The following is a 19,892-nucleotide window of genomic DNA, read 5'->3' on the forward strand; positions in this document are numbered from 1 at the left end:
TGCGTAATGGCAGAACAGGAAGCTGACATGATCGACGGAACCCCAGAGGTCGTCCATACGAGGATCGTCGAGGGGATTGCGACGCTCGAGCTGGATTCGCCGGCGAACCGCAACGCGCTCGGCGCGGTGCTCGTCGACCAGTTGTCGACTGCGTTGCAGTCGGCTGCCGACGATCCGGGCGTGCGGGCCGTGGTTCTCACCCACACCGGTAGAACATTCTGTGCCGGCGCCGATCTCAGCGCGGCGCTGAAGTCCGGTATGTCGGTGGAGGACGCGTCGGCACACGGTACTCGATCGATGATCGATTTGATGCGTGCGATCCTGACAATGCCGAAACCGGTCATCGCCCGTATCGACGGTCATGTGCGGGCCGGGGGACTCGGTCTGATCGGCGCCGCCGACATGGTGCTGGCCGGACCGTCGTGCACCTTCGCGCTCACCGAGGCGCGGCTCGGGTTGGCGCCGTCGGTGATCTCGCTGGTTCTGCTGCCGAAGCTCACCGCGCGCGCCGCCGGGCGGTTCTTTCTGTCCGGTGAGACCTTCGGGCCCGAGGAGTCGGTCCGTATCGGGCTGGTGACCGAAGCCTTCGCCACCATCGACGACCTCGGGTCCGGCATGGACGCGGTGCTCGCGAACCTCCGGCGATCATCCCCGCAGGGGCTCGCGGCGTCGAAGGCGCTGACGACCGCAGAGGTGCTGGCGCGGTTCGAGACCGAAGCCGATGCGAGGGCCGTGGAGTCGGCGGAGCTCTTCGGATCCGAGGAGGCTCGGGCTGGGATGACCGCATTACTGTCCAAACGACGCCCGCCGTGGGACCTCACCGCGGATCAGCGATGACGACCAGCGGTGCCCGCGCGCCGGTGCCGCGCGAACCCCGGCAGGAGCGGTCGCGACTGACCCGTGAACGGCTGGTGCAGTCGACGATGGACGCTCTCGCCCATGACGGGTGGGCGGCGGCCACGGTTGCGGCGGTCGCCGAGCGCGCCGGGGTGTCGCGCGGTGCGGCGCAGCATCATTTCCCCACTCGCGAGGCGCTGATCACTGCGGTCCTGGAGCAGGTATTTGAGGAAATGACCTCGACCGCTTCCGGGGTTCTCGCATCCCTGCCCGACGACGAGGAGGACCGCGTGGCCGCCGCGGTCGACCGAGCGGTCGCCATCTATACAGGAACCGAATTCAAAGCGGCGCTGCAGGTGTGGGCGGCCGCTGCTTCCGATCCGGCGTTGCGTCAGCTCATCCTGCCGATGGAGGCGAAGTTCGCCCGCGCCGCTCACCAGATGACCGTGGCGGCGATCGATCCCGACAACCGCTACCCCGATTCACATCGAATTGCGCAGGTCACCCTCGACCTCGCCCGCGGTCTCGGCCTGGCCGACACCTTGTCCGACGATTCGCGCCGTCGCGCCCAGGTGGTCGCGACATGGACCGAAATGGTCACAGCGGTGATTCAGGTGCGGTCCCGCTGAGGGATTGAAGCGTCCCCTGCTCGCTGAGGGCGACCGAGCTTGCGAGGCCGTCCCCGGGTCCCCCGCGTCCCTGTGCCCTGAAGAGCGTCCGAGCTTGCGAGGCCGTGTCACCTGGTCCCTGAGGAGCGTCCGAGCTTGCGAGGCCGCGTCACGAAGGGTCCACCCACGCAACGACACTCACGCACGAAATGTTGTCGGACCCCGCCGCTATCCCGAACTCAACACCTCGCCGATCAAGTCCATCCAGACCCCTCCCGCAGCGCACCAAAGTTGTCAGACCTGGCCGCTAGTCTGATATCAGTCCGGCTCCCCGCCAACGTTTCCCGCCGCAGAGGGGAAATCCATAGCTCACCCACGATCCCTGAGGTGCATCCGAGCTTGCGAGGCCGCGTTACGAAGGGTCCACCCACGCAACGACACTCACGCACCAAAAGTTGTCGGACCCCGCCGATATCCTGAACCCAACAGCTCACCGAACAAGTCCATCCACATCCCACCCCGCAGCACCCCAAAATTGTCAGACCTGACCGATAGTCTGATACCAGTCCGACTCCACGCTAACGACTCCCACCCTTCAGAGAACCGAGAAAGACGGCGCACCCTTGATCCCTGAGTAGCGTCCGAGCTTGCGAGGCCGCGTCACGAAGGGTCCACCCACGCAACCACTCTCACGCACGAAAAGTTGTCACACCCCACCGCTATCCTGAACCCAACACCTCGCCGATCGAGTCCATCCACACCCCACCCGTAGCGCACCAAAGTTGTCAGACCCGCCCGATAGTCTGATAGCAGTTCGGTTCCCCACCAAACCATCCCGACCTCAGAGACCGTCTTCGCCGGAAAGGAGCGTTTCGTGTTCACCTTCACCGACCGTGCTGCCGACGACGCTCTGCTGGCCTCCAGCAGTCTCGACGAATTGGCGCAGCATGGTCGCGACCTGTTGCGGTTGAGTAATCAAGCCCAAGCCCTGGCGATGCAGATCGCCCGTCAGATCGGGCAATCCACCTACAACGAGCGTCTCGCCGGATACAACGATTTCGTTCCGAACCGAGTCCGCAACGCCGCCGACAAAGCCGCGAAAGGCGAAATCTCGCTGCAGTTGGGTATTTCTCGACGTCAAGCCGGGGAATGGGTCGGTCTCGACGAACTGCTCGACGAACACCCCAAGATCCGTGATGCCTTCCGCGCCGGCGACCTGAGGCCCCACCGGCTGGGTGTGGCCATCCGCGGCGCCGCCACCGGCCCCACCGGCGACCTGCGAGCACGACTCGGCGAACTCGCCGACAACGCTGACACCACCGACGAAACCGATACCGACACCGACAATGTCGACGAGGAACTCACCCTCGACCTCGACGACCCCGCAGCCGACCTCGATCCCGGCACCGACGATCCCGGCACCGACGATACCGGCACCGATGGTGAGGGCGCGAGCGAGGCTGGTGATGCTGCGTCCGAGACCGACCCTGCCGCCACCGACGATCCCGCCGCCGACGATGCCGACGAGGATGAGCCGTGGGATTTCGATGATGTGGTGCTCGATCTGGCCAGCCGACCCACCACCGACACCGCCCTGCGAGATGATCTCGACGCCATCATCATCAGTCTTGATCCGGATCGGGCTGTCGAGGCCCACGACGACATCGCCGACCTGTTTGGGGATGTGACGATCGGTAACGAAGCGTTCGGGCACATGACCGTCGATGCCTGCATCCCCGCCGAACACGGCGTGCACCTGCGCGACCGCATCAGCGCCCTCATCGGACGACGGGTGTGTCGCCGTGATGGGCGCAGCATCAAAGCCCAACGCGTGGCCGCGTTCGCCGAAATCATCAAAGCCCCCGGCGCAAAACTACGCTGCCACTGCGGCGACGACACCTGCCCCGCCCGCCAGACCCGCACCAGCAACCCAGCACCCGCCACCACCCCGAGTCCGGTCACCGGCGGTGTCCGCGAGTCATCAGTCGACACCAGCACACCCGGCCAGACCGCCGTCGAACCCGCGACCGGTGGGCCGGATGCGGCCGAGGAACAGCCGATCACCCTCGCCGACATTGACGACAGCGGCACCGACAGAGGCATCGACTCGGACACCGACAACAATGGTGAGAGTGGACAAGCCGACTCCCGAATCGATGACGCTGATGACGAGGTTGAGGATGTCACGCCCTCCCCGGAAACCCGACGAGACTTCATCACCGCACCACCCGCCGCACACGCCATGGCCGCAGAGGTCGAACTCACCGCGGACGCAGAACACACCGAGGACACCGATACCGACCCGGACACCAATTCCGATTCCGACCTCATCGTCCCCGGCCTGACCCTGCTCCACGACCCGACCGGTCTCGACCCGACCCGCCTGATGGGCTACGGCGCCATCGACCCCGCCCACGCCGCTCGGATCGCACCACACGCCACCACCATCACCGCCCGCCCGAGTGGAACCCGTACCGCCAGCGGACTGATCATCTTCGGCAACCGCACACCGGCCCCACCGATCGACCCGACAGGCCACGGCGGGTTCGCCACCCCACCACCGGGAGCGCTGACCTATAAACCGTCAGCCGCCCTACGCGCGGAGATCATTCAACTCGACCGACGTTGCCGCTACCCCTACTGCGGCCGACCATCCGAGGAATGCGAACTTGACCACCTGCTCAAGTTCTGCCATGCCGACCCTTTGGCCGGCGGCTGGACCGTGGCCTTCAACCTCGCACCCCTATGCCGACCCGACCACGACCGCAAACACGACGGGCCGTGGATACCGACCATGCACACCGACCGCACCATCACCTGGCGCAACGCGCGCACCGGACAGATCATCGTCACCTACCCGCGCTGACCGCTGCGTTGTCACTGCATCCGGATCGGCGGAAGCGAATCAGTCGCCCCTCGAGGTGCTCTCCAGCTGCACGGCGCTGGGCGCCGATGCGCACCTGACGTCGCCGCGAGCGCCCGCCTGTCAGGATTGGGGCATGTTACTGGTCGCTGCGCTGCTGGCCCTGCTCGTGCTGAGCGGGGTGCTGAGTGCCTGGCGAGATCCCCGTCGTCTGAAGCCGGGAATCTACTTGACCGCCGCGGGTGCCTTGCTCGTGATGATCACTGTGTTCCTGGCCTTGACGGCGACCGGAAACGAAGTCACCGAGGCCTGGGTGTTGCTGGCGATGTGTGCCTGCGGCCTGCTCGCCATCATCGCCCTGGGTATCTACCTGATCGTCAACGGGTTCGACCTGGCCCGAAAAGAAGGTGCGCGGCCGGCGACGTTGCTGTCGACGCTGCTCGGGATCTTGTTGTTCGGCTACGCGATCGCGGTGTCGATCGGCGTGGTGATCGGTTGGTTCGACTCGGCGGCCTCCAACAGTATTCTGCTCGTCTTACTGGCGGTGGGCCTGCCTGCGGGTTACCTCGGATTCGTGTGCGTCGCCTTCCTCGGTTGGTCACTGCTCTACGCGCAACACGGCCGCCGAAAAGCTCGTACCGAACCGGTCGACGCGATCATCGTGCTGGGCGCGGGTCTGCTCGGCGGTAACCGGGTCAACCCGCTGCTCGCCAACCGTCTCGACCGTGGACATGAACTGCTGGACAACGCGATCCGCGCACGCCGCGACCCGATCCTGGTGTGCTCGGGTGGACGCGGTGATGACGAGACGGAATCCGAGGCGTCGGCAATGTCGCGCTATCTCGTCGAACACGGTGTCGACGATCGGCGCATCCGCATCGAGGACGCCTCCACCGACACCGCCGAGAATCTCGCCTACACGAAACAATTGCTCGACGAGAGCGGCATCACGGGCCGGGCAGCCGTGGTCACCAGCGACTACCACGCTTTCCGGGCCGCAACGCTCATGCGCTCCGCCGGGATCGATGGATTCAGCACGGGCGCCCACACCGCGGCCTACTTCGTCCCGAACGCGCAGGTCCGAGAGTTCGTGGCGATCCTGCGCGATCATCTCTGGCTCAACGTCGCGGTGCTCGCAGTGCTCTCGGTGCCATGGGTGGCCGGCCTCGTTCGGGTGCTCTAGAGCGCTGAACCTGAATCAGAGGGGGCGAGGGGAGACGCGAGCGGCATGGACCATCATGGTGGCGTGCGGTGTGAAGTGGCCCGCGAGGCATTGTCTGCACGTCTCGACGGGGAGTACGAAGGCGTTCCGTCGGAACGTGTCGACGAGCACGTCGCGCAGTGCCCCGGCTGCCGCAGCTGGCTTGTGGCCGCCACCCGACACTCCGACGCTATGGCGGGCCTCGAGCTCGACGAGCCCCCGCAGACCCCACCGACGCTCCTTGACAGCGCCGGCACACCGCCGGTCACCCGGGCGGCCCGAGTGCAGCGGGGATTGCGGAGCAATGCGATCCGGATCGGATTGACCCTCACGGGTGCTGCCCAGATCGTCATCGCGATGCTGCAGATGACCGGAATCGACTTCGGCATGACCCACGGCGCGCCCGACGCGTCGACGCACCTGGTCAACGAGACCACCGCCTGGGCGCTGGCGTTGGGCGTGTGCATGATCGTCGCCGCCTGGTGGCAGCGGGCACTACCCGGGCTACTCGTGGTGCTCAGCGTGTTCACAGTGGTGCTGATCGGCTACGTCATCCACGACGCGCTCGCCGGCGCCGTCACCGTCAGCCGCGTGCTGTCGCATCTCCCGGTCGTCATCGGACTCGGGTTCGCCGTCTGGGGTAGCAGGGGCGACCCCTCCGGAGCACAGTCGGAACGGTTCGACCTCGATCGCTGGTCGTCGGGCCGGCCCGGTCCACGCGCCTGACCGGTGCAGGCGTGACGTCAGGCCATGGCGAAGAACATGATCGACATGCCGGCGGCCATGAACACCTGCGAGAGCTCGCCACTGTGGGTGAGCAGTGCCGACGCGCGCTGCTCGGGTGCACCCACCGGTCTGCGCCGACTGAAGTACAGGTAGAGCCACCCGATCGCGGCGATCAGGAAACCGATCGCCAGCATCCAGTTCAACATCGTGACGTACCCGGGATTCGCGGCGTTGCTGTGCACGTCCGAACCATGGGTGGTGCCCGCCATGTCCATCCCCGTCATGTCATGACCGGACATCATGTGGGCGTCGGTGTCCACATTCGACGCCGAGCCGGGCAGCAGATCGCCGTGCATGACCGCATACATCCACGCCATCGCCGCCATCATCACCGCGTGATAGCCATGGGCCGCCCGCTCGGCGGTCGTGTCCGCGAAGACGATCGCTGCGACCACAAACCACATGCCGGCCCCGAGGAAGAACACCATCGGCCCGGTCGTCGGCAGATCCATTCCGAACGGCCACGCCATCGCGATCATCGCCGCCGCCATCACGATGTGCAGCAGGTGGCCGATGACCCCGGGCCAGCGGAGCCGATGAGTGACGAGGGACAGGACGTATTCGGAGATCGCTGCCGCCATCAGGAGGGTGACGATCCACCGCACCGTCAGGTCGGCGATCACCCGATCACCGCCGATCCCATCCACAGGACATAACAGGATCGTGGGGGGCGCGGTGGGTCGCGGTGGAACTCCGCGCAGGACGAGCAGATGGACACGTCGAAGAACTCCGTTCATGATCGACAGGGACGTCGATGGGTGGATGGCCGGTAACCGAGTAGTCGCGCGGGCGGCGTCCCGGGTTCCCGCCGTCACTCACCCGCTGGTGTGAGCCGCATCGCGTTTTTCGTCTCGACGACACGCGGTCGTAGAGTGGCCGGTGAACGATCTGCTCCTCGGCGGAGCAGTCCCCGACACACGCTCAGGACCTCATGATCGACACCGCCGCAGCCCGTCCTCGGATTGCAACCTCCGCACCGATGGCCTGGGCGGGTATCGGTGTCGGAGTCGTCGCACTTGTCGTCTATGCGCTCGTCTCCGGCACCACGCGATTCCGCGAAACCGGTGACAGCTTCCCGGGGTGGTTCACCGCGATCGCCGCGCCGGTCGGATTCTTCGTCGTCGCCATGGCGGCGGCGGTGTCGATCGGCGCGCTGGTCTACGTCACCATCTGCGCCCGCCCCGATGCCGACCGGATGATCGGGGTGGAGACATTTCGCGCGCACCGCATCGTCGAGCGGGTCGCGCCCCTGTGGTTCGTCGGCGCCGCCGTCATGGTGGTGATCACCGCCGCCGACCGGTCGGGTGTCTCGATCGGCACCCTGGTGTCCACCTCGGGCGCATGGTCGATCATCACCACCTCCGAGCAGGCCGTGGGCTGGATCGTCAGCGCCTGCTGCGCCTTGGCGATCGCGGTGGCCACCCGCATCAGTCTGTCGTGGACCACGCACGCACTGCTGCTCATCCCCGGTTTCATCGCGGCCGTCGCCTTGCCGGTCGCCGGCAACGCCGGACAGGGACCGGATCATGACTACACCACCACCGCGGTCATCGTCTTCGCCACCGCGGTCACGGTCCTCACCGGTGTGCGGGTCGCGGCATCGCTCACCCTCGACCGGGACACCCCCGAGCCCGACCGGGCACCGACCGGCCGGCGCCTCGGATGGACACTGGCGATTGCCGATGTGATCACCGTCATCTACGGACTGATCCTGATCGGATTCCTGGTCCCGCTCGGGCAGCTCGCGGCGTCGGCCTACGGCTGGTGGGCGCTCATCGCAGGGGCCGCAGCGATCGTCGGCCTCGCGCTCGACCTGCGCCTGCTGATCCTGGCGCGGCGCTGCGACGACCTGCCCGTGGGTGCGATGACGATGCTGCGCGGCGGGGTCCTCGCGGCTACGGTGCTGCAGGTGGCGCTCGCCGGGACGGCCACTCGTACGGCTCCGGCGTTGCTGGAGCACGAGTTCACGGCATGGGATGTGTTCCTCGGCTACGAATTGCCAGATCCGCCGTCGGTGGCGCGACTGGCCTTCCTGTGGCGACTCGATCTGTTCCTCGGTGTCGGCGCGATCGTGCTGGCCGTGCTGTACCTGATCGGCGTACGCCAGCTGCGTCGACGCGGCATCGAATGGCCGTGGGGCCGCACCCTGTCGTGGGTGCTGGGCTGTGTCTCGCTCGTGGTGGTCACCTCATCGGGAGTGCGAACCTACGGAATGGCGATGTTCAGCGTGCACATGGCCGAACACATGGCGCTCAACATGTTCATCCCGGTACTGCTGGTGCTCGGCGCCCCCGTCACCCTTGCCCTGCGCGCACTGCCGACCGCCCGCGGCGGTCTTCCCGGACCTCGCGAATGGATCGTCTGGCTGGTGCACTCGCGGTTCACTCAGATCCTCACCAACCCCATCGTGGCGCTGCTGATCTTCGTGATCTCGCTGTACGGGGTGTATTTCACCTCGCTGTTCGACACGCTGGCCCGCTACCACTGGGGTCACGACCTGATGAGTGTGCATTTCCTCATCACCGGCTACCTCTTCTACTGGATCATCATCGGCATCGACCCCGGCCCCAAACGCCTGCCATTCCTCGGTCGGCTCGGGCTGCTGTTCGCGATCATGCCGTTCCACGCCTTCTTCGGCATCGCGACCATGACGATGGACACCCTGATCGGTGGCACGTTCTACACATATCTGGGTCTGCCCTGGCTGGCCGACCTGTTCCGCGACCAGTTCGTGGGTGGCGCCATCGCCTGGGGTGCCAGCGAGGTGCCAGCATTGCTGGTGGTGATCGCCCTGGTCCACCAGTGGGCCACCCAGGACCGGCGGATCGCCAAACGTCGCGATCGCCACGCCGACACCTACGACGACGACGAACTCACCGCCTACAACCGGATGCTCACGGAACTGTCCCGCAACCGGCAGTGAACCCACCGGCCGACATCGCATGACGCGCCGGCCCGACGGCTCAGCGTAGGGCGACCTGCACGGCATCGCTGTACCGGTCGCGTTGTTCCGCCGACGACGTGTCGGGGAAGGTCACCACGACATCGAGTACCTGAAACGACTCCGGATGCGCACCACGGTAGATCTCGGCGCGCCCGGTGGTGGAAAAGTGCATAACGGTCAGCTCGTCGGCGGCCACCGCCGATGTACATCCCGCATCCGGACACACGTCGCCGGTGACGTCGTGGCGGTTGGTCACCGGCAGATCCTGAGCGGCGACCCCGTCGAGCACCCGGTCCAATGACATCGGATCGATCGTGTTGTCGACCGCGGACCCGGTCGGTCGGGTGGGTTCGGTGACGTCGTCGGCGCAGCCGCTCACCGTGAGCAGCGTGACGGCGGCCGACATCAGCAGCAGCGCCCGTGCGCGCGTCGAGGCGTTCATGACGACACCGCCTCGGTGCTTGCGGGCTCGGTGCTTGCGTGCTCGTTGCCGGTCCATTCGTGGCCGGCCGCGAAACGGCGCAGCCGCAGGCTGTTGGACACCACGAAGAACGACGAGAACGCCATCGCCGCACCCGCGATCAACGGATTGAGCAACCCCGCCGCCGCGATCGGGATGGCCGCGACGTTGTAGCCGAACGCCCATACCATGTTGGTGCGGATGGTCTGGCGGGTCGCGCGCGCCAAGCCGAGTGCCTCGACCACGCTCCGCAAGTCGTGGCGTACCAGGATGATGTCGGCGGCCGCGATCGCCACGTCGGTGCCGCGGCCGATTGCCAGGCCGAGGTCGGCAGTCACCAGAGCGGGAGCATCATTGATGCCGTCACCCACCATCGCCACCACCCGGCCCTCCTCCCGCAGTCGCTCGATACGCGCCACCTTCTCGTCGGGCAGCACCTCGGCGAGGACCTCGTCGATGCCCACCTCGTCGGCGACCTTCTGCGCGGCGGCGGCGTTGTCGCCGGTCACCAGCAAGGTGCGCATGCCGAGCCGACGCAGTTCGCGCACCGTCTCGGCGGCACTCGGTTTCACCGTGTCGGCGACCGCGATCGCACCGCACACCGCGTCGTCCATCGCGACGTAGACCACGGTCTGTCCGGCCGACTCGGCGTCGCGGCGCGCACGGGCGAGATCAGTGGGAACCGTGGCGCCCCGCGCCACCCAGCGCGGCGAACCGACCTGCACGTGGCGGCCACCGACCACGCCGCGCACACCTCGGCCCGGCTCGGCGACGAAGTCGGTGACGTCTCCTGCGTCCGGGTCGGCAGCAGCGGCGATCGCCTTTGCCACCGCATGTTCGGAGGCGGCCTCCAGTGTTGCGGCCGCACCCACCACGTTGTCGTGCGAGTGACCGGCGGTCACCGCCACCGACACGATGTCCAGGGCGCCGTTGGTGAGGGTGCCGGTCTTGTCGAAGACGACGGTGTCGACCTCACGGGAAGCGTCCAACGCCTGATGACCCTTGAGGAAGATGCCCAGCTGCGCCCCGCGACCCGACGCGACCATCAGCGCGGTCGGCGTCGCCAGTCCCAACGCGCACGGGCAGGCGATCACGAGTACCGCCAGCCCGGCACCCACCGCCCGGTCGACGTCGCCGGTGGCGATGAGCCAGGCCACTACGGTCACCACGGCGATGACGATGACGATCGGCACGAACACCCCGGCGATGCGGTCGGCGAGACGCTGGATGTCGGCCTTCGCGCTCTGCGCCTGCTCTACCAACCGGAGCATCGCGGCGAAGGCGGTGTCATCGCCGACCCGTGCGGCCTCCACCACCAGTCGACCGTTCAGCGCGGTGGTACCGCTGGTGACGGCGTCGCCGTCGGCGACGTCGACCGGTTGCGATTCGCCAGTCATGGCGCTCATGTCGATCGCGGACTCTCCGGAGGCCACCAGGCCGTCGGCGGCGATGGTCTCGCCGGGACGCACCACGAACCGCTGGCCTTCCTTCAGCTCGCCGACCGGGATGCGCATCTCCGCGCCGTCGGCCAACAGCACGGCGACATCCTTGGCGCCGAGCGCGGCCAGCGCACGTAGCGCGCCGCCGGCCCGCGACCGGGCCCTGGCCTCGAAGTAGCGCCCGGCCAGCACGAACACCGTGACCCCGGCGGCCACCTCCAGGTAAATGGAGTCACTGCCGATGATGGCTTCCCACACGCCGACGTCGGCGGTGTCGGCGGTGACGGCGAACATCGAGATCAGCGACCACGCGGTTGCCGCGATGATGCCGATGCTGATCAGCGTCTCCATCGACAGCGCGCCGACCTTCAGGTTCTTGGCGGCGACGCGGTAGAACGGCCAGGCGCAGTAGGTGACGACGGGTGCGGCCAAGGCCGTCAAAATCCACTGCCAGCCGGTGATCCGGGTGGCCGGGACGGTGGCGAACATGATCGACAGGTCGGCCAGCGGGATGAACAGCACCAACGCGATGACCATCCGCCGGAACAGCGAGTTCGCGGCGTGTAGGTCTGGATCGTCGTCCGGATCGGCCGGGCCGGTGGACCGACGCTGCGCGGAGTAACCGGCCTTGTCGACGACGGCGCACAAGTCGGCGTCGTCGTAGGCGATCGGGGCGTCGACGGTCGCGACGCGAGTGGCGTAGTTCACCGACGCACGCACACCGTCGACCTTGTTGAGTTTGCGTTCGACGCGTGCGGCACATGCCCCGCACGTCATCCCCGAAACCTCGAGCTCGATCCGGCGTGAGCCGGACCCGGCCTCGTCGGTCCCCGCCTTCTTCGGGGCGGTCTCGTTCACCGTTGCGACCTGCGTCACCCTGCCTCCCAACATTCACCGCTTGCCGGCAGCTGTCGCCGACAGTCTCCAGATGAGTAGTCGTCGCTGCGGGCCGCGGAGTTCCCGGCCTGCCGACATCGGTCAAGTTTGTTGCGCCCGACGGTCGCGGCAGCGCCATCGGCTACCGTGACCGGGTGACGACGAGGCCCGACGACGAGGAAGTGACTCGGCTCGCGATCGCGGCAGCCCGCGGCGATCGACCCGCACTGGAGGCCTTCGTCAAGGCTACGCGCGACGACGTGTGGCGCTTCGTGGGGTATCTGGCCGACCGTCGCCTGGCCGACGACCTCACCCAGGACACCTTCCTGCGCGCGATCGGGTCGTTGCCCCGGTTCCGCGCCGGGTCGTCGGGCCGGACGTGGCTTTTGGCCATCGCGCGACGGACGGTGGCCGACCACTTCCGTCGGTGCGCGGCCCGCCCCCGGTTGGAGCTGTCGGAACCGGATGCGATGGCAGAGACCGGCGCGCACGGTGCACGCCACGACGACCGCGTCGAACTGGAGATGCTGATCGAATCGCTCGACCCGCGGCGCCGGGAGGCGTTCGTGCTCACGCAGATCCTGGGCATCGGATACGCCGACACGGCGACCATCTGCGGTTGCCCGATCGGCACCATCCGCTCCCGGGTGGCGCGAGCGCGCGACGACCTGATCAGCGCCTACGAGGCGGGGGAGCGGCGGATCGGTTGATCGATCGGGGTGCGGGCGACCGGTCTGTAATACGTTGTCTCGTCTGGCGGCTCGACGACTACTCGACCGGCGGTGTGGGGTGCGGTGGTGGCAGTAATGGTCCGGCCCGGACGCGCACGGGTCATCGCGTCCGGGCCGGGGTCGGTGCGGCGGGTCAGCTGTCGTGGATGATCACGCCGCGAATGTTCTTGCCGTCGCGCAGATCCTGATAACCCTCGTTGACCTGGTCGAGGGTGTAGGTGGTGGTGACCAGTTCGTCGAGCTTGAGCTGGCCGGCGTCGTAGAGACGCAGTAACCGAACGATGTCGTACTGCGGGTTGGCCGACCCGAACAGACTGCCCTTGATGGACTTCTCGTTCAGCGTCAGGTCGATGCCCGGCCAGTGCACGGTGAACTTCTCCGGGCTCGACAAGCCGGTGAGGATCACCGAACCACCCTTGCCGACGCCGCCGATGGCCGCCGACACCACGTCTTCGTCGACGGTGCCGACGGTGACGATGGCGCAGTCGGCGCCCTGACCCCAGCTGATCTCGGTGATGGTCTCCTGCGCCTCGGCGGCACTGGCGAACGCGTGGGTGGCGCCGAACTTGATCGCCGTGTCGCGTTTGAAGGCGATCGGGTCGACCACGATCACCGCCTTCGCCCCGGCGTGCACAGCGCCCTGCACCGAGTTGATGCCGATACCGCCGATGCCGTAGATCACCACGATGTCGCCGGCGCGGACATTGCCGGTGTAGACGGCCGAACCCCAGCCGGTCGGCACACCGCAACCCACCAGCACTGCCTTGTCCAGCGGCAGCCAGTCGTCGACCTTGACCACCGAGTGCTGGCTGATGGTGGCCCGCTCGGAGAAGGTGCCCAACATGCACATCGCACCGAAGTCGGTGTCACCGTCATGGAAGCGGAACGACCCGTCGGGCATCGAGCCCTCGAGGATCGTGGCCCCCATGTCACACAACGACTGTCGACCGGTGGAACAGTATCGGCAGGTGCCGCAGTTCGGGATGAAGCTGCACACCACGTGGTCGCCCGGTTTGACCTTGGTGACGCCGGGACCGATCTCCTCGATGATCCCGGCACCCTCGTGGCCGCCGACGATGGGGAAGCGCGGCGGCAGGTCGCCGTCGGTCAGGTGCAGATCGGAATGGCACAGGCCGGCGGCGGTGTACTTGATCAGCACCTCGCCGTCGCGGGGCGGATCGAGGGTGAGTTCGGTGAGCTCGAAGGGCTTTCCGACGCCGGTGAGGATGGCGGCTTTGGTTTTCATGATCGTTCGCTCCTTTGCGAAAGGGTGAGGGAAGGTGATCAGAGTGCGACGTTGACCGCTTTGGTCTGCGTGTAGAGGTCGATCGCGGACGAACCGAGTTCGCGACCCCACCCACTTTGTTTGTAGCCCCCGAACGGCATTGCGGTGTCGAATCCGTTGTATTGGTTGACCCACACCGAACCGGCCTTGATCGCGCGTGCGGTCTTGTGTGCCTTGGACAGATCTGTGGTCCAGATACCGGCGGCCAGACCGTAGATCGAGTCGTTGGCGGCCGCGGCCACACCGGTGTCGGCGTCGAAGGGCAAAGCCGCCACGACCGGGCCGAAGATCTCCTCGGACACGATCGAGAAGTGCGGCTCGACGTCGACGAATACGGTCGGTTCGATGAAGAATCCCTCATCGCCCCAACGCTTTCCACCGGTCAATGCGCGCGCGCCGTCGGCGAGGCCGGCGGACAGATAGCCCGAGACCCGGTCGAACTGTTCCTGGCTGACCAACGGGCCGAGTTCGGTGGCGGGATCCAGGCCCGGTCCGATCTTTGCCTGCGACGCCGCTTCGGCGACCGCGGCGGTGAAGTCGTCGAAGATGGGGCGTTCGACGAACAGCCGGGTGCCGGCCACACAGCACTGGCCGTGGTTGAACATCCATGCCGCCACCGATCCGGCGACCGCCTTGTCGAAATCGGCGTCGGCGAACACGATGTTCGGGCTCTTGCCGCCGAGCTCCAGCGACACCTTCTTCAGATTGCCCTTGGCCGCCTCGACGATCTTCTTGCCGACCTCGGTGGAACCGGTGAACGCGATCTTGTCGACGTCGTCGTGGGCGGCCAGGGCCGCACCGGCATCACCGAAGCCGGTGACGATGTTGACCACACCGGGCGGGAACCCGGCTTCCTGGAAGATCTCGCCGAGCAGCAATGCCGTCAGCGGAGTCTGTTCAGCCGGCTTGAGGATCACCGTGTTGCCCGCGGCGAGGGCGGGGGCGAGCTTGAACGCGGCCATCAGCAGCGGGAAGTTCCACGGCACGATGAGCCCGCACACGCCGACCGGCTCGCGCAGGGTGTAGGCGTGGAACTCGCCGCCGGGCACGAACGGCATCGAGACGTCGACGGTGGAGCCGGTGATCTTGGTGGCCAATCCGGCGTTGTACCGGAAGATGTCGGCCGACCAGTTCATGTCCACCGCGGTCGCGATGGTGGCGGCCTTGCCGTTGTCGAGTGCCTCGAGTTGTCCGAACTCGGCGGCGCGCTCGGTCAGCAGGTCGCCTACCCGCCACAGCAGCCGCTCGCGCTCGTTGGGCTTCATCCGCGACCACGGGCCGTCGTCGAAGGCCTGTCGCGCGGCCCGCACCGCGCGGTCGATGTCGACGGCCTCGCCGTGGGCGACCGAGGTGATCGGGCGTGCGGTGGCCGGGTCGATCGTCTCGAAGGTGCGGCCCGAAGCGGCCGACACCCACTCACCGCCGATCAACATCGGACGGTCGGTGGTGATGAAGTCGCGGACCCGCGCGTGCAGGTCGGTGGCGACGGCGGTCATGAAAACCTCCTGGTCAGGTGGCTAGATCTCAAGTGATCTGGGTCATAGTTGTGACCTGCTTCATTTCTGCCACCATCGGCCGGGAGTGCGCTGTCCAGAAACTGAACAGTACGTTGAACACCGCGCCTAATCCGGTCCCGGCGGCCGCACGGCCAGAGAATTTCCGGGTGACTCAGATCCCGAGCGCACGCATCCGGGCGTACAACGTGGTGCGGCTGATCCCGAGTTCGCGTGCGGCATGCACCTTGTTGCCGCCGGCGTGGTCGAGCGCGTCGACGATCGCGACCCGCTCGGCCTGCTCGCGCCCGGACAGATGCGCGGCCCGACTGGTGGTGCGGTAGGTGGGCGGGAGGTCGGCGGGCTCGACGATGCGCGCCGCCCGGGCCGCACACGACTGCGCGGCCTGACGCAGCACCGCATCCAACTCGGCAATGTTGCCGGGCCAGTCCTGACACAGCAGGGCGTCGGTTGCGTTGCCGGACAGTCGCATCCCCGGGGCCAGGCGCTGCAGGACCGCGCTGGCGGTGGCGGCCAGATCAGAACTGCGCTGCCGGAGCGGAGACAGATCGACGCGGCGCCCGCATCTGCCGATCAATGCGGCCACGCCGGCGGTGACGTGCTCGCGCGGGGCGCTCACCACGATGAGCGGGCACCCCGACCACGACGCCGCCGCCTTGGTGAGCAGCGTGATCGAACGATCGTCGAGCAGGTCCACGCCGTCGACGATGAGCGGTACCCGTCCGGATCGGGCCCGCGCGATCGAATCGACGATGTCGGGGTCGCGGCCGCAGATCAGATCCTCGGCGACGTCGACCGTCAGGGTCGGTCCGGACCCGTGGTCGGCGGCGAGCGCGCGCGCCTCGGTGGTGCGGCCGGTGCCGGGCTCACCGGTGACCGCGATGGTGGTCGCGGCCGCCGGTGCGGTGCGGGTCGCCGCAGCGGGTCTCGGCGAGGTGTGCGCGGCCGGGCGGAACCGGAACAATGCCGCGCCGCCGACCCCGGCGACCGGTTCCACTCCGACCTCGACCTCGGCGCCGGACACCAGCGTCAGCGGCACCACCATCGCGCGCAGCGTCGGCTCGGTGGCGAGTACCCGCAGGGCCCCGATGTCGGCGGGTGAGAGCAGCTCGGCGGCCGGCGCGTTGGTCAGTTGCAGGTCGTCGCCGATCGCGGCGACCGCGATGTCGCGTCGGGGCGCGGCGCGCTGGAACGCATCGAGAACCCGACGCTGGTGGGCGCGCGAACGGTCCAGCAGGCGGTCGGCGATGTCGGCGACGATGCCGTTGATGAAAGGCACGGCCAGAGGGTTGATGTGCTCGGCCGTCTCCGACATGCAGATGATGCCGGCCAGTCGTCGGGTGGCCGGATGGACGATCGGCTGACCGAAGCAACTGATCGACTTGAACCGTTCGAGATAGTGCTCACTGCTGTTGACCGCGATCCCACCGCGGATCTCGGCGGGAGTGCCCAGCGCGGTGGTGCCGACGATCTCCTCCCCGAACGGCATCCCGGGTGCGGCGCCGAGGTCGTCGAGCGTGCGTTCGATGGCACTGCCGAACGCGACTCGCGAGACCATGCGGCACTCGTGATCGACCAACAGCAGCGACATGTTGGTGTCGGCCAGACGCGCGGCCGCGTCGTCGAGGACCGGCCGTGCCGCGTCCAGCAGCGGATCGGCGCTCGCGGTGTCCACCAGCACGGTTGGCGTCGGGTCGTCAGGGCGCACACCCGACAACGCGGAGCGCCGCCACGAGTGGTCGATGACAGCTCGTACCGGGGTTCCGTCGGGGCGCTTCTGCAGTGTGTCGATAGTCACAAAATGGCACAGATGGCGCGCGGAGGAAAGCCGCCGCCGTTGTCGGCCGGTCCTCGGTTGACCCCGAGGCGTGGTGATCGGACGAATCGGGCACAGCGCGAACGTGCTGGTCAGGACCCGCATCCCGAACCGTATGGTGTTCGCCGTGAACACGTTCCCCGCCACCGGCATGCCCGACGCGGCCGACACCGCCTGGCTGTTGGCGGCCTTTGCGCTCGTTTTGTTGATGACTCCGGCCCTCGGTCTGTTCTACGGCGGCATGGTGCGTTCCAAGAGCGTGCTCAACATGATGATGATGTGCTTCTCGGCGGTGCCCATCGTGTGGATCGTGTGGGTGGCGGTGGGCTACTCGATGGCCTTCGGGCCGGACCACGGTGGCGTGATCGGCAACCCGATCACCTTCGCCGGCCTACGAGACCTCTTCGGCCATTTCGGTTCCGGTGGCGCCGACAGCGCTGGTATGCCGCTGGTGGGGACTATCCCGGCCGTACTGTTCGTGGCCTTCCAGGCCGGCTTCGCGATGGTCACCGTCGCGCTCGTCGCCGGCGCGGTCGCCGATCGGATGAAGTTCACGTCCTGGCTGATCTTCGCCGGATTGTGGTGCCTGCTCGTCTATGTCCCGGTCGCGCACTGGGTGTTCAGCGCCCCGGGCCTGACCGCCGAGCGCGGCGGCTGGATCGCCACCCATCTGCATGCGATCGACTTCGCCGGCGGAACCGTCGTCGAGATCAACTCGGGCGCATCGGCGCTGGTGATCGCACTGCTGCTGGGGCGGCGTGCGGGCTGGCCACGGGATCCGATGCGCCCGCACAATCTGCCGTTCGTCATGCTCGGCGCCGGACTGCTCTGGTTCGGGTGGTTTGGCTTCAACGCGGGATCGACGCTGGCGGCCAACGGCTCGGCCGCGCTGATCACCGCCAACACCCTCGGGGCCGGCGCGACGTCGATGGTGGCGTGGCTGATCGTCGAACGGGTCCGCCACGGTCGGCCCACGTCGTTCGGCGCCGCCTCCGGCGTCGTCGCCGGACTGGTGGCCATCACGCCGTCGTGTTCGTCGGTCACCCCGATCGGTGCGCTCGCGGTGGGCGCGGTGGCCGGGGCGGTCGCCTCCTACGCGATCGAGCTGAAATTCCGCTGGGGCTACGACGACTCGCTCGACGTGGTCGGTGTGCACTTCGTCAGCGGCGTGGTCGGGATGCTGATGGTGGGGCTGGTCGCCAGTTCGTCGACACCGGCCGGCGTCGACGGACTCCTCTACGGTGGCGGCCTCGATCAGCTCTGGCGTCAGGCCGTCGCCGTCGTGGTGGTGTTGGCGTATGCGTTGGCAGTGACCGCGGTGATCGGGCTGGCACTGAAATACACGCTCGGCCTGCGCGCGGACCCGCAACATGAACTCGACGGCATCGACGACGCCCAGCATGCCGAATCGGCCTACGACTTCCACACACCGCGTGGCGGACGCGTCGACGTCGGCACGTGAGGTGGTGAAACCGGCCCCGCTACCGTGGAGCCCATGCGTGTCGCGACCTGGAATGTGAACTCGGTCAAGCAGCGGATTCCGCGGTTGTTGCCGTGGCTCGATCAGCGCGCACCCGACGTCGTCTGCCTGCAGGAGACCAAGCTCTCCGACGACGCCTTCCACGAGACTCTCGGCGCGGACCTGGCCGAGCGCGGCTACGAGATCGCCCATGTAGGACAAGGACAATGGAACGGGGTGGCGCTGCTGTCGAAGGTCGGTCTCGAGGACGTCCGCGGCGGATTCGAGAACGTGCCCGGCTATCCCGAGCCGGATTCACCCACCGAGGCCCGCGCGGTGTCGGCGGTGTGCGGGGGAGTGCGCATCTACTCGTTGTACGTGCCCAACGGGCGTACCCCGGATTCCGACCACTACCACTACAAACTGGACTGGCTGGCGCGGTTGCGCGATGCGGTGGCAGCCGGTGACGGCGACGACGCCGCGGCGAACACGATGTTGTGCGGCGACATGAACATCGCGCCCGCCGACGCCGACCTCTTCGACCCGGCCGCCTACGTCGGGCACACCCACGTCACCGACCCCGAACGGGACGCCCTGTCGGCGTTGACCGCGTTGGGGCTGCACGACGTGGTTCGTGACCGCTGGCCCGACGACCGCGTCTTCAGCTACTGGGACTACCGGGCCGGGATGTTCCACAAGGACCTCGGTATGCGCATCGACCTCATCCTGGCGGGTGCGCCGATCGCGCGGCGGGTGGCGGCGGCCTGGATCGACCGACAGGCCCGAAAGGGCTCCAAACCGAGCGATCACGCGCCGGTGATGGTTGATCTCGACACCGCCCCGGACGGTGACATCGGGCCGGTGGTGCCGCCACCGTCGAATCCGGCGAAGCGCGGCGGTGGGGCGGTGCGGCTCCCGCAGTCCGTCGAGCCGGGCGAATAGCCCTATGAACTGCGAGTTCTTCCTTCTGGAAGTCGCAGATTCTCTGCCTGTTTTCGGGGGAGATGGCGATACCCGGGGCAGGAACCGAGCACGGCCCGATCACCGCCCGTTCACTTCCCGGCGATGATCTG

15 protein-coding genes are annotated in these 19,892 nt (G+C 67.5%); 9 read left to right on the forward strand and 6 right to left on the reverse strand.

The window, feature by feature from the left end; translation table 11 throughout:
• Nucleotides 1–27 precede the first annotated feature (27 nt).
• The 5 genes from L1892_RS10550 to L1892_RS10570 all read left to right on the forward strand — a co-directional run bounded on the left by L1892_RS10550 (nucleotide 28) and on the right by L1892_RS10570 (nucleotide 6,235).
• Nucleotides 28–837: an enoyl-CoA hydratase family protein gene (locus tag L1892_RS10550; RefSeq protein ID WP_235723542.1), complete on the forward strand. Its 810-nt coding sequence runs from the start codon at nucleotides 28–30 to the stop codon at nucleotides 835–837.
• Nucleotides 834–1,466 carry a TetR family transcriptional regulator gene (locus tag L1892_RS10555; protein WP_235723543.1) on the forward strand — a complete coding sequence of 211 codons (633 nt, stop codon included), beginning with the start codon at nucleotides 834–836 and terminating at the stop codon, nucleotides 1,464–1,466. Before L1892_RS10550 ends, L1892_RS10555 begins: the two co-directional genes overlap by 4 nt.
• An 853-nt stretch (nucleotides 1,467–2,319) precedes the next feature.
• Nucleotides 2,320–4,311 carry an HNH endonuclease signature motif containing protein gene (locus tag L1892_RS10560; RefSeq protein ID WP_235723544.1) on the forward strand — a complete coding sequence of 664 codons (1,992 nt, stop codon included), beginning with the start codon at nucleotides 2,320–2,322 and terminating at the stop codon, nucleotides 4,309–4,311.
• A 133-nt stretch (nucleotides 4,312–4,444) separates the two neighbouring features.
• The gene (locus tag L1892_RS10565; protein ID WP_235723545.1) at nucleotides 4,445–5,491 is read left to right on the forward strand and encodes a YdcF family protein; all 1,047 of its coding nucleotides are present in this window, start codon (nucleotides 4,445–4,447) and stop codon (nucleotides 5,489–5,491) included.
• Nucleotides 5,492–5,554: 63 nt separating this feature from the next.
• Nucleotides 5,555–6,235, forward strand: a complete 681-nt coding sequence (locus L1892_RS10570) for a zf-HC2 domain-containing protein (protein WP_235723546.1) — start codon at nucleotides 5,555–5,557, stop codon at nucleotides 6,233–6,235.
• A gap of 17 nt (nucleotides 6,236–6,252) precedes the next feature.
• Here the strand turns inward: L1892_RS10570 and L1892_RS10575 are convergent, their stop codons facing one another.
• Nucleotides 6,253–6,918, reverse strand: a complete 666-nt coding sequence (locus L1892_RS10575) for a DUF5134 domain-containing protein (protein ID WP_235723547.1) — start codon at nucleotides 6,916–6,918, stop codon at nucleotides 6,253–6,255.
• 308 nt (nucleotides 6,919–7,226) lie between these two features.
• Here L1892_RS10575 and L1892_RS10580 point away from each other — a divergent pair, with 308 nt between their 5' ends.
• Entirely contained in the window at nucleotides 7,227–9,218 is a 1,992-nt protein-coding gene (locus L1892_RS10580) for a cytochrome c oxidase assembly protein (RefSeq protein ID WP_235723548.1), read from the forward strand.
• A gap of 40 nt (nucleotides 9,219–9,258) precedes the next feature.
• Here L1892_RS10580 and L1892_RS10585 read toward each other — a convergent pair whose 3' ends face one another.
• Nucleotides 9,259–9,681, reverse strand: a complete 423-nt coding sequence (locus L1892_RS10585; protein WP_235723549.1) for a hypothetical protein — start codon at nucleotides 9,679–9,681, stop codon at nucleotides 9,259–9,261.
• Nucleotides 9,678–11,996: a heavy metal translocating P-type ATPase gene (locus L1892_RS10590; protein WP_235723599.1), complete on the reverse strand. Its 2,319-nt coding sequence runs from the start codon at nucleotides 11,994–11,996 to the stop codon at nucleotides 9,678–9,680. Before L1892_RS10590 ends, L1892_RS10585 begins: the two co-directional genes overlap by 4 nt.
• 173 nt (nucleotides 11,997–12,169) lie before the next feature.
• On the opposite strand from L1892_RS10590, the gene sigC reads away from it, so the two are divergent.
• Complete coding sequence (gene sigC, locus L1892_RS10595) at nucleotides 12,170–12,724, forward strand: RNA polymerase sigma factor SigC (RefSeq protein ID WP_235723550.1); 555 nt, start codon at nucleotides 12,170–12,172, stop codon at nucleotides 12,722–12,724.
• Between the two features lie 154 nt (nucleotides 12,725–12,878).
• Here the strand turns inward: sigC and L1892_RS10600 are convergent, their stop codons facing one another.
• From L1892_RS10600 to L1892_RS10610, 3 genes are all read right to left on the reverse strand, one after another.
• Complete coding sequence (locus L1892_RS10600) at nucleotides 12,879–13,991, reverse strand: NDMA-dependent alcohol dehydrogenase (RefSeq protein WP_235723551.1); 1,113 nt, start codon at nucleotides 13,989–13,991, stop codon at nucleotides 12,879–12,881.
• Nucleotides 13,992–14,029: 38 nt separating this feature from the next.
• Nucleotides 14,030–15,526, reverse strand: coding sequence for an aldehyde dehydrogenase family protein (locus L1892_RS10605; protein ID WP_235723552.1), 1,497 nt, complete (start codon nucleotides 15,524–15,526; stop codon nucleotides 14,030–14,032).
• Nucleotides 15,527–15,698: 172 nt separating this feature from the next.
• Nucleotides 15,699–17,342, reverse strand: coding sequence for a sigma-54-dependent Fis family transcriptional regulator (locus L1892_RS10610; RefSeq protein ID WP_235723553.1), 1,644 nt, complete (start codon nucleotides 17,340–17,342; stop codon nucleotides 15,699–15,701).
• A 169-nt stretch (nucleotides 17,343–17,511) separates the two neighbouring features.
• Between L1892_RS10610 and L1892_RS10615 the strand changes: the two genes are divergently transcribed.
• Both L1892_RS10615 and L1892_RS10620 read left to right on the forward strand, forming a co-directional pair.
• Nucleotides 17,512–18,822, forward strand: a complete 1,311-nt coding sequence (locus tag L1892_RS10615) for an ammonium transporter (RefSeq protein ID WP_235723600.1) — start codon at nucleotides 17,512–17,514, stop codon at nucleotides 18,820–18,822.
• Nucleotides 18,823–18,855: 33 nt separating this feature from the next.
• On the forward strand, nucleotides 18,856–19,761 hold the full coding sequence (locus tag L1892_RS10620; protein ID WP_235723554.1) for an exodeoxyribonuclease III: 906 nt from the start codon (nucleotides 18,856–18,858) through the stop codon (nucleotides 19,759–19,761).
• Nucleotides 19,762–19,892 lie beyond the last annotated feature (131 nt).

The sequence above is a fragment of the Gordonia tangerina genome, assembly GCF_021556435.1.
GTDB classification, from domain to species: Bacteria; Actinomycetota; Actinomycetes; order Mycobacteriales; family Mycobacteriaceae; genus Gordonia; species Gordonia tangerina.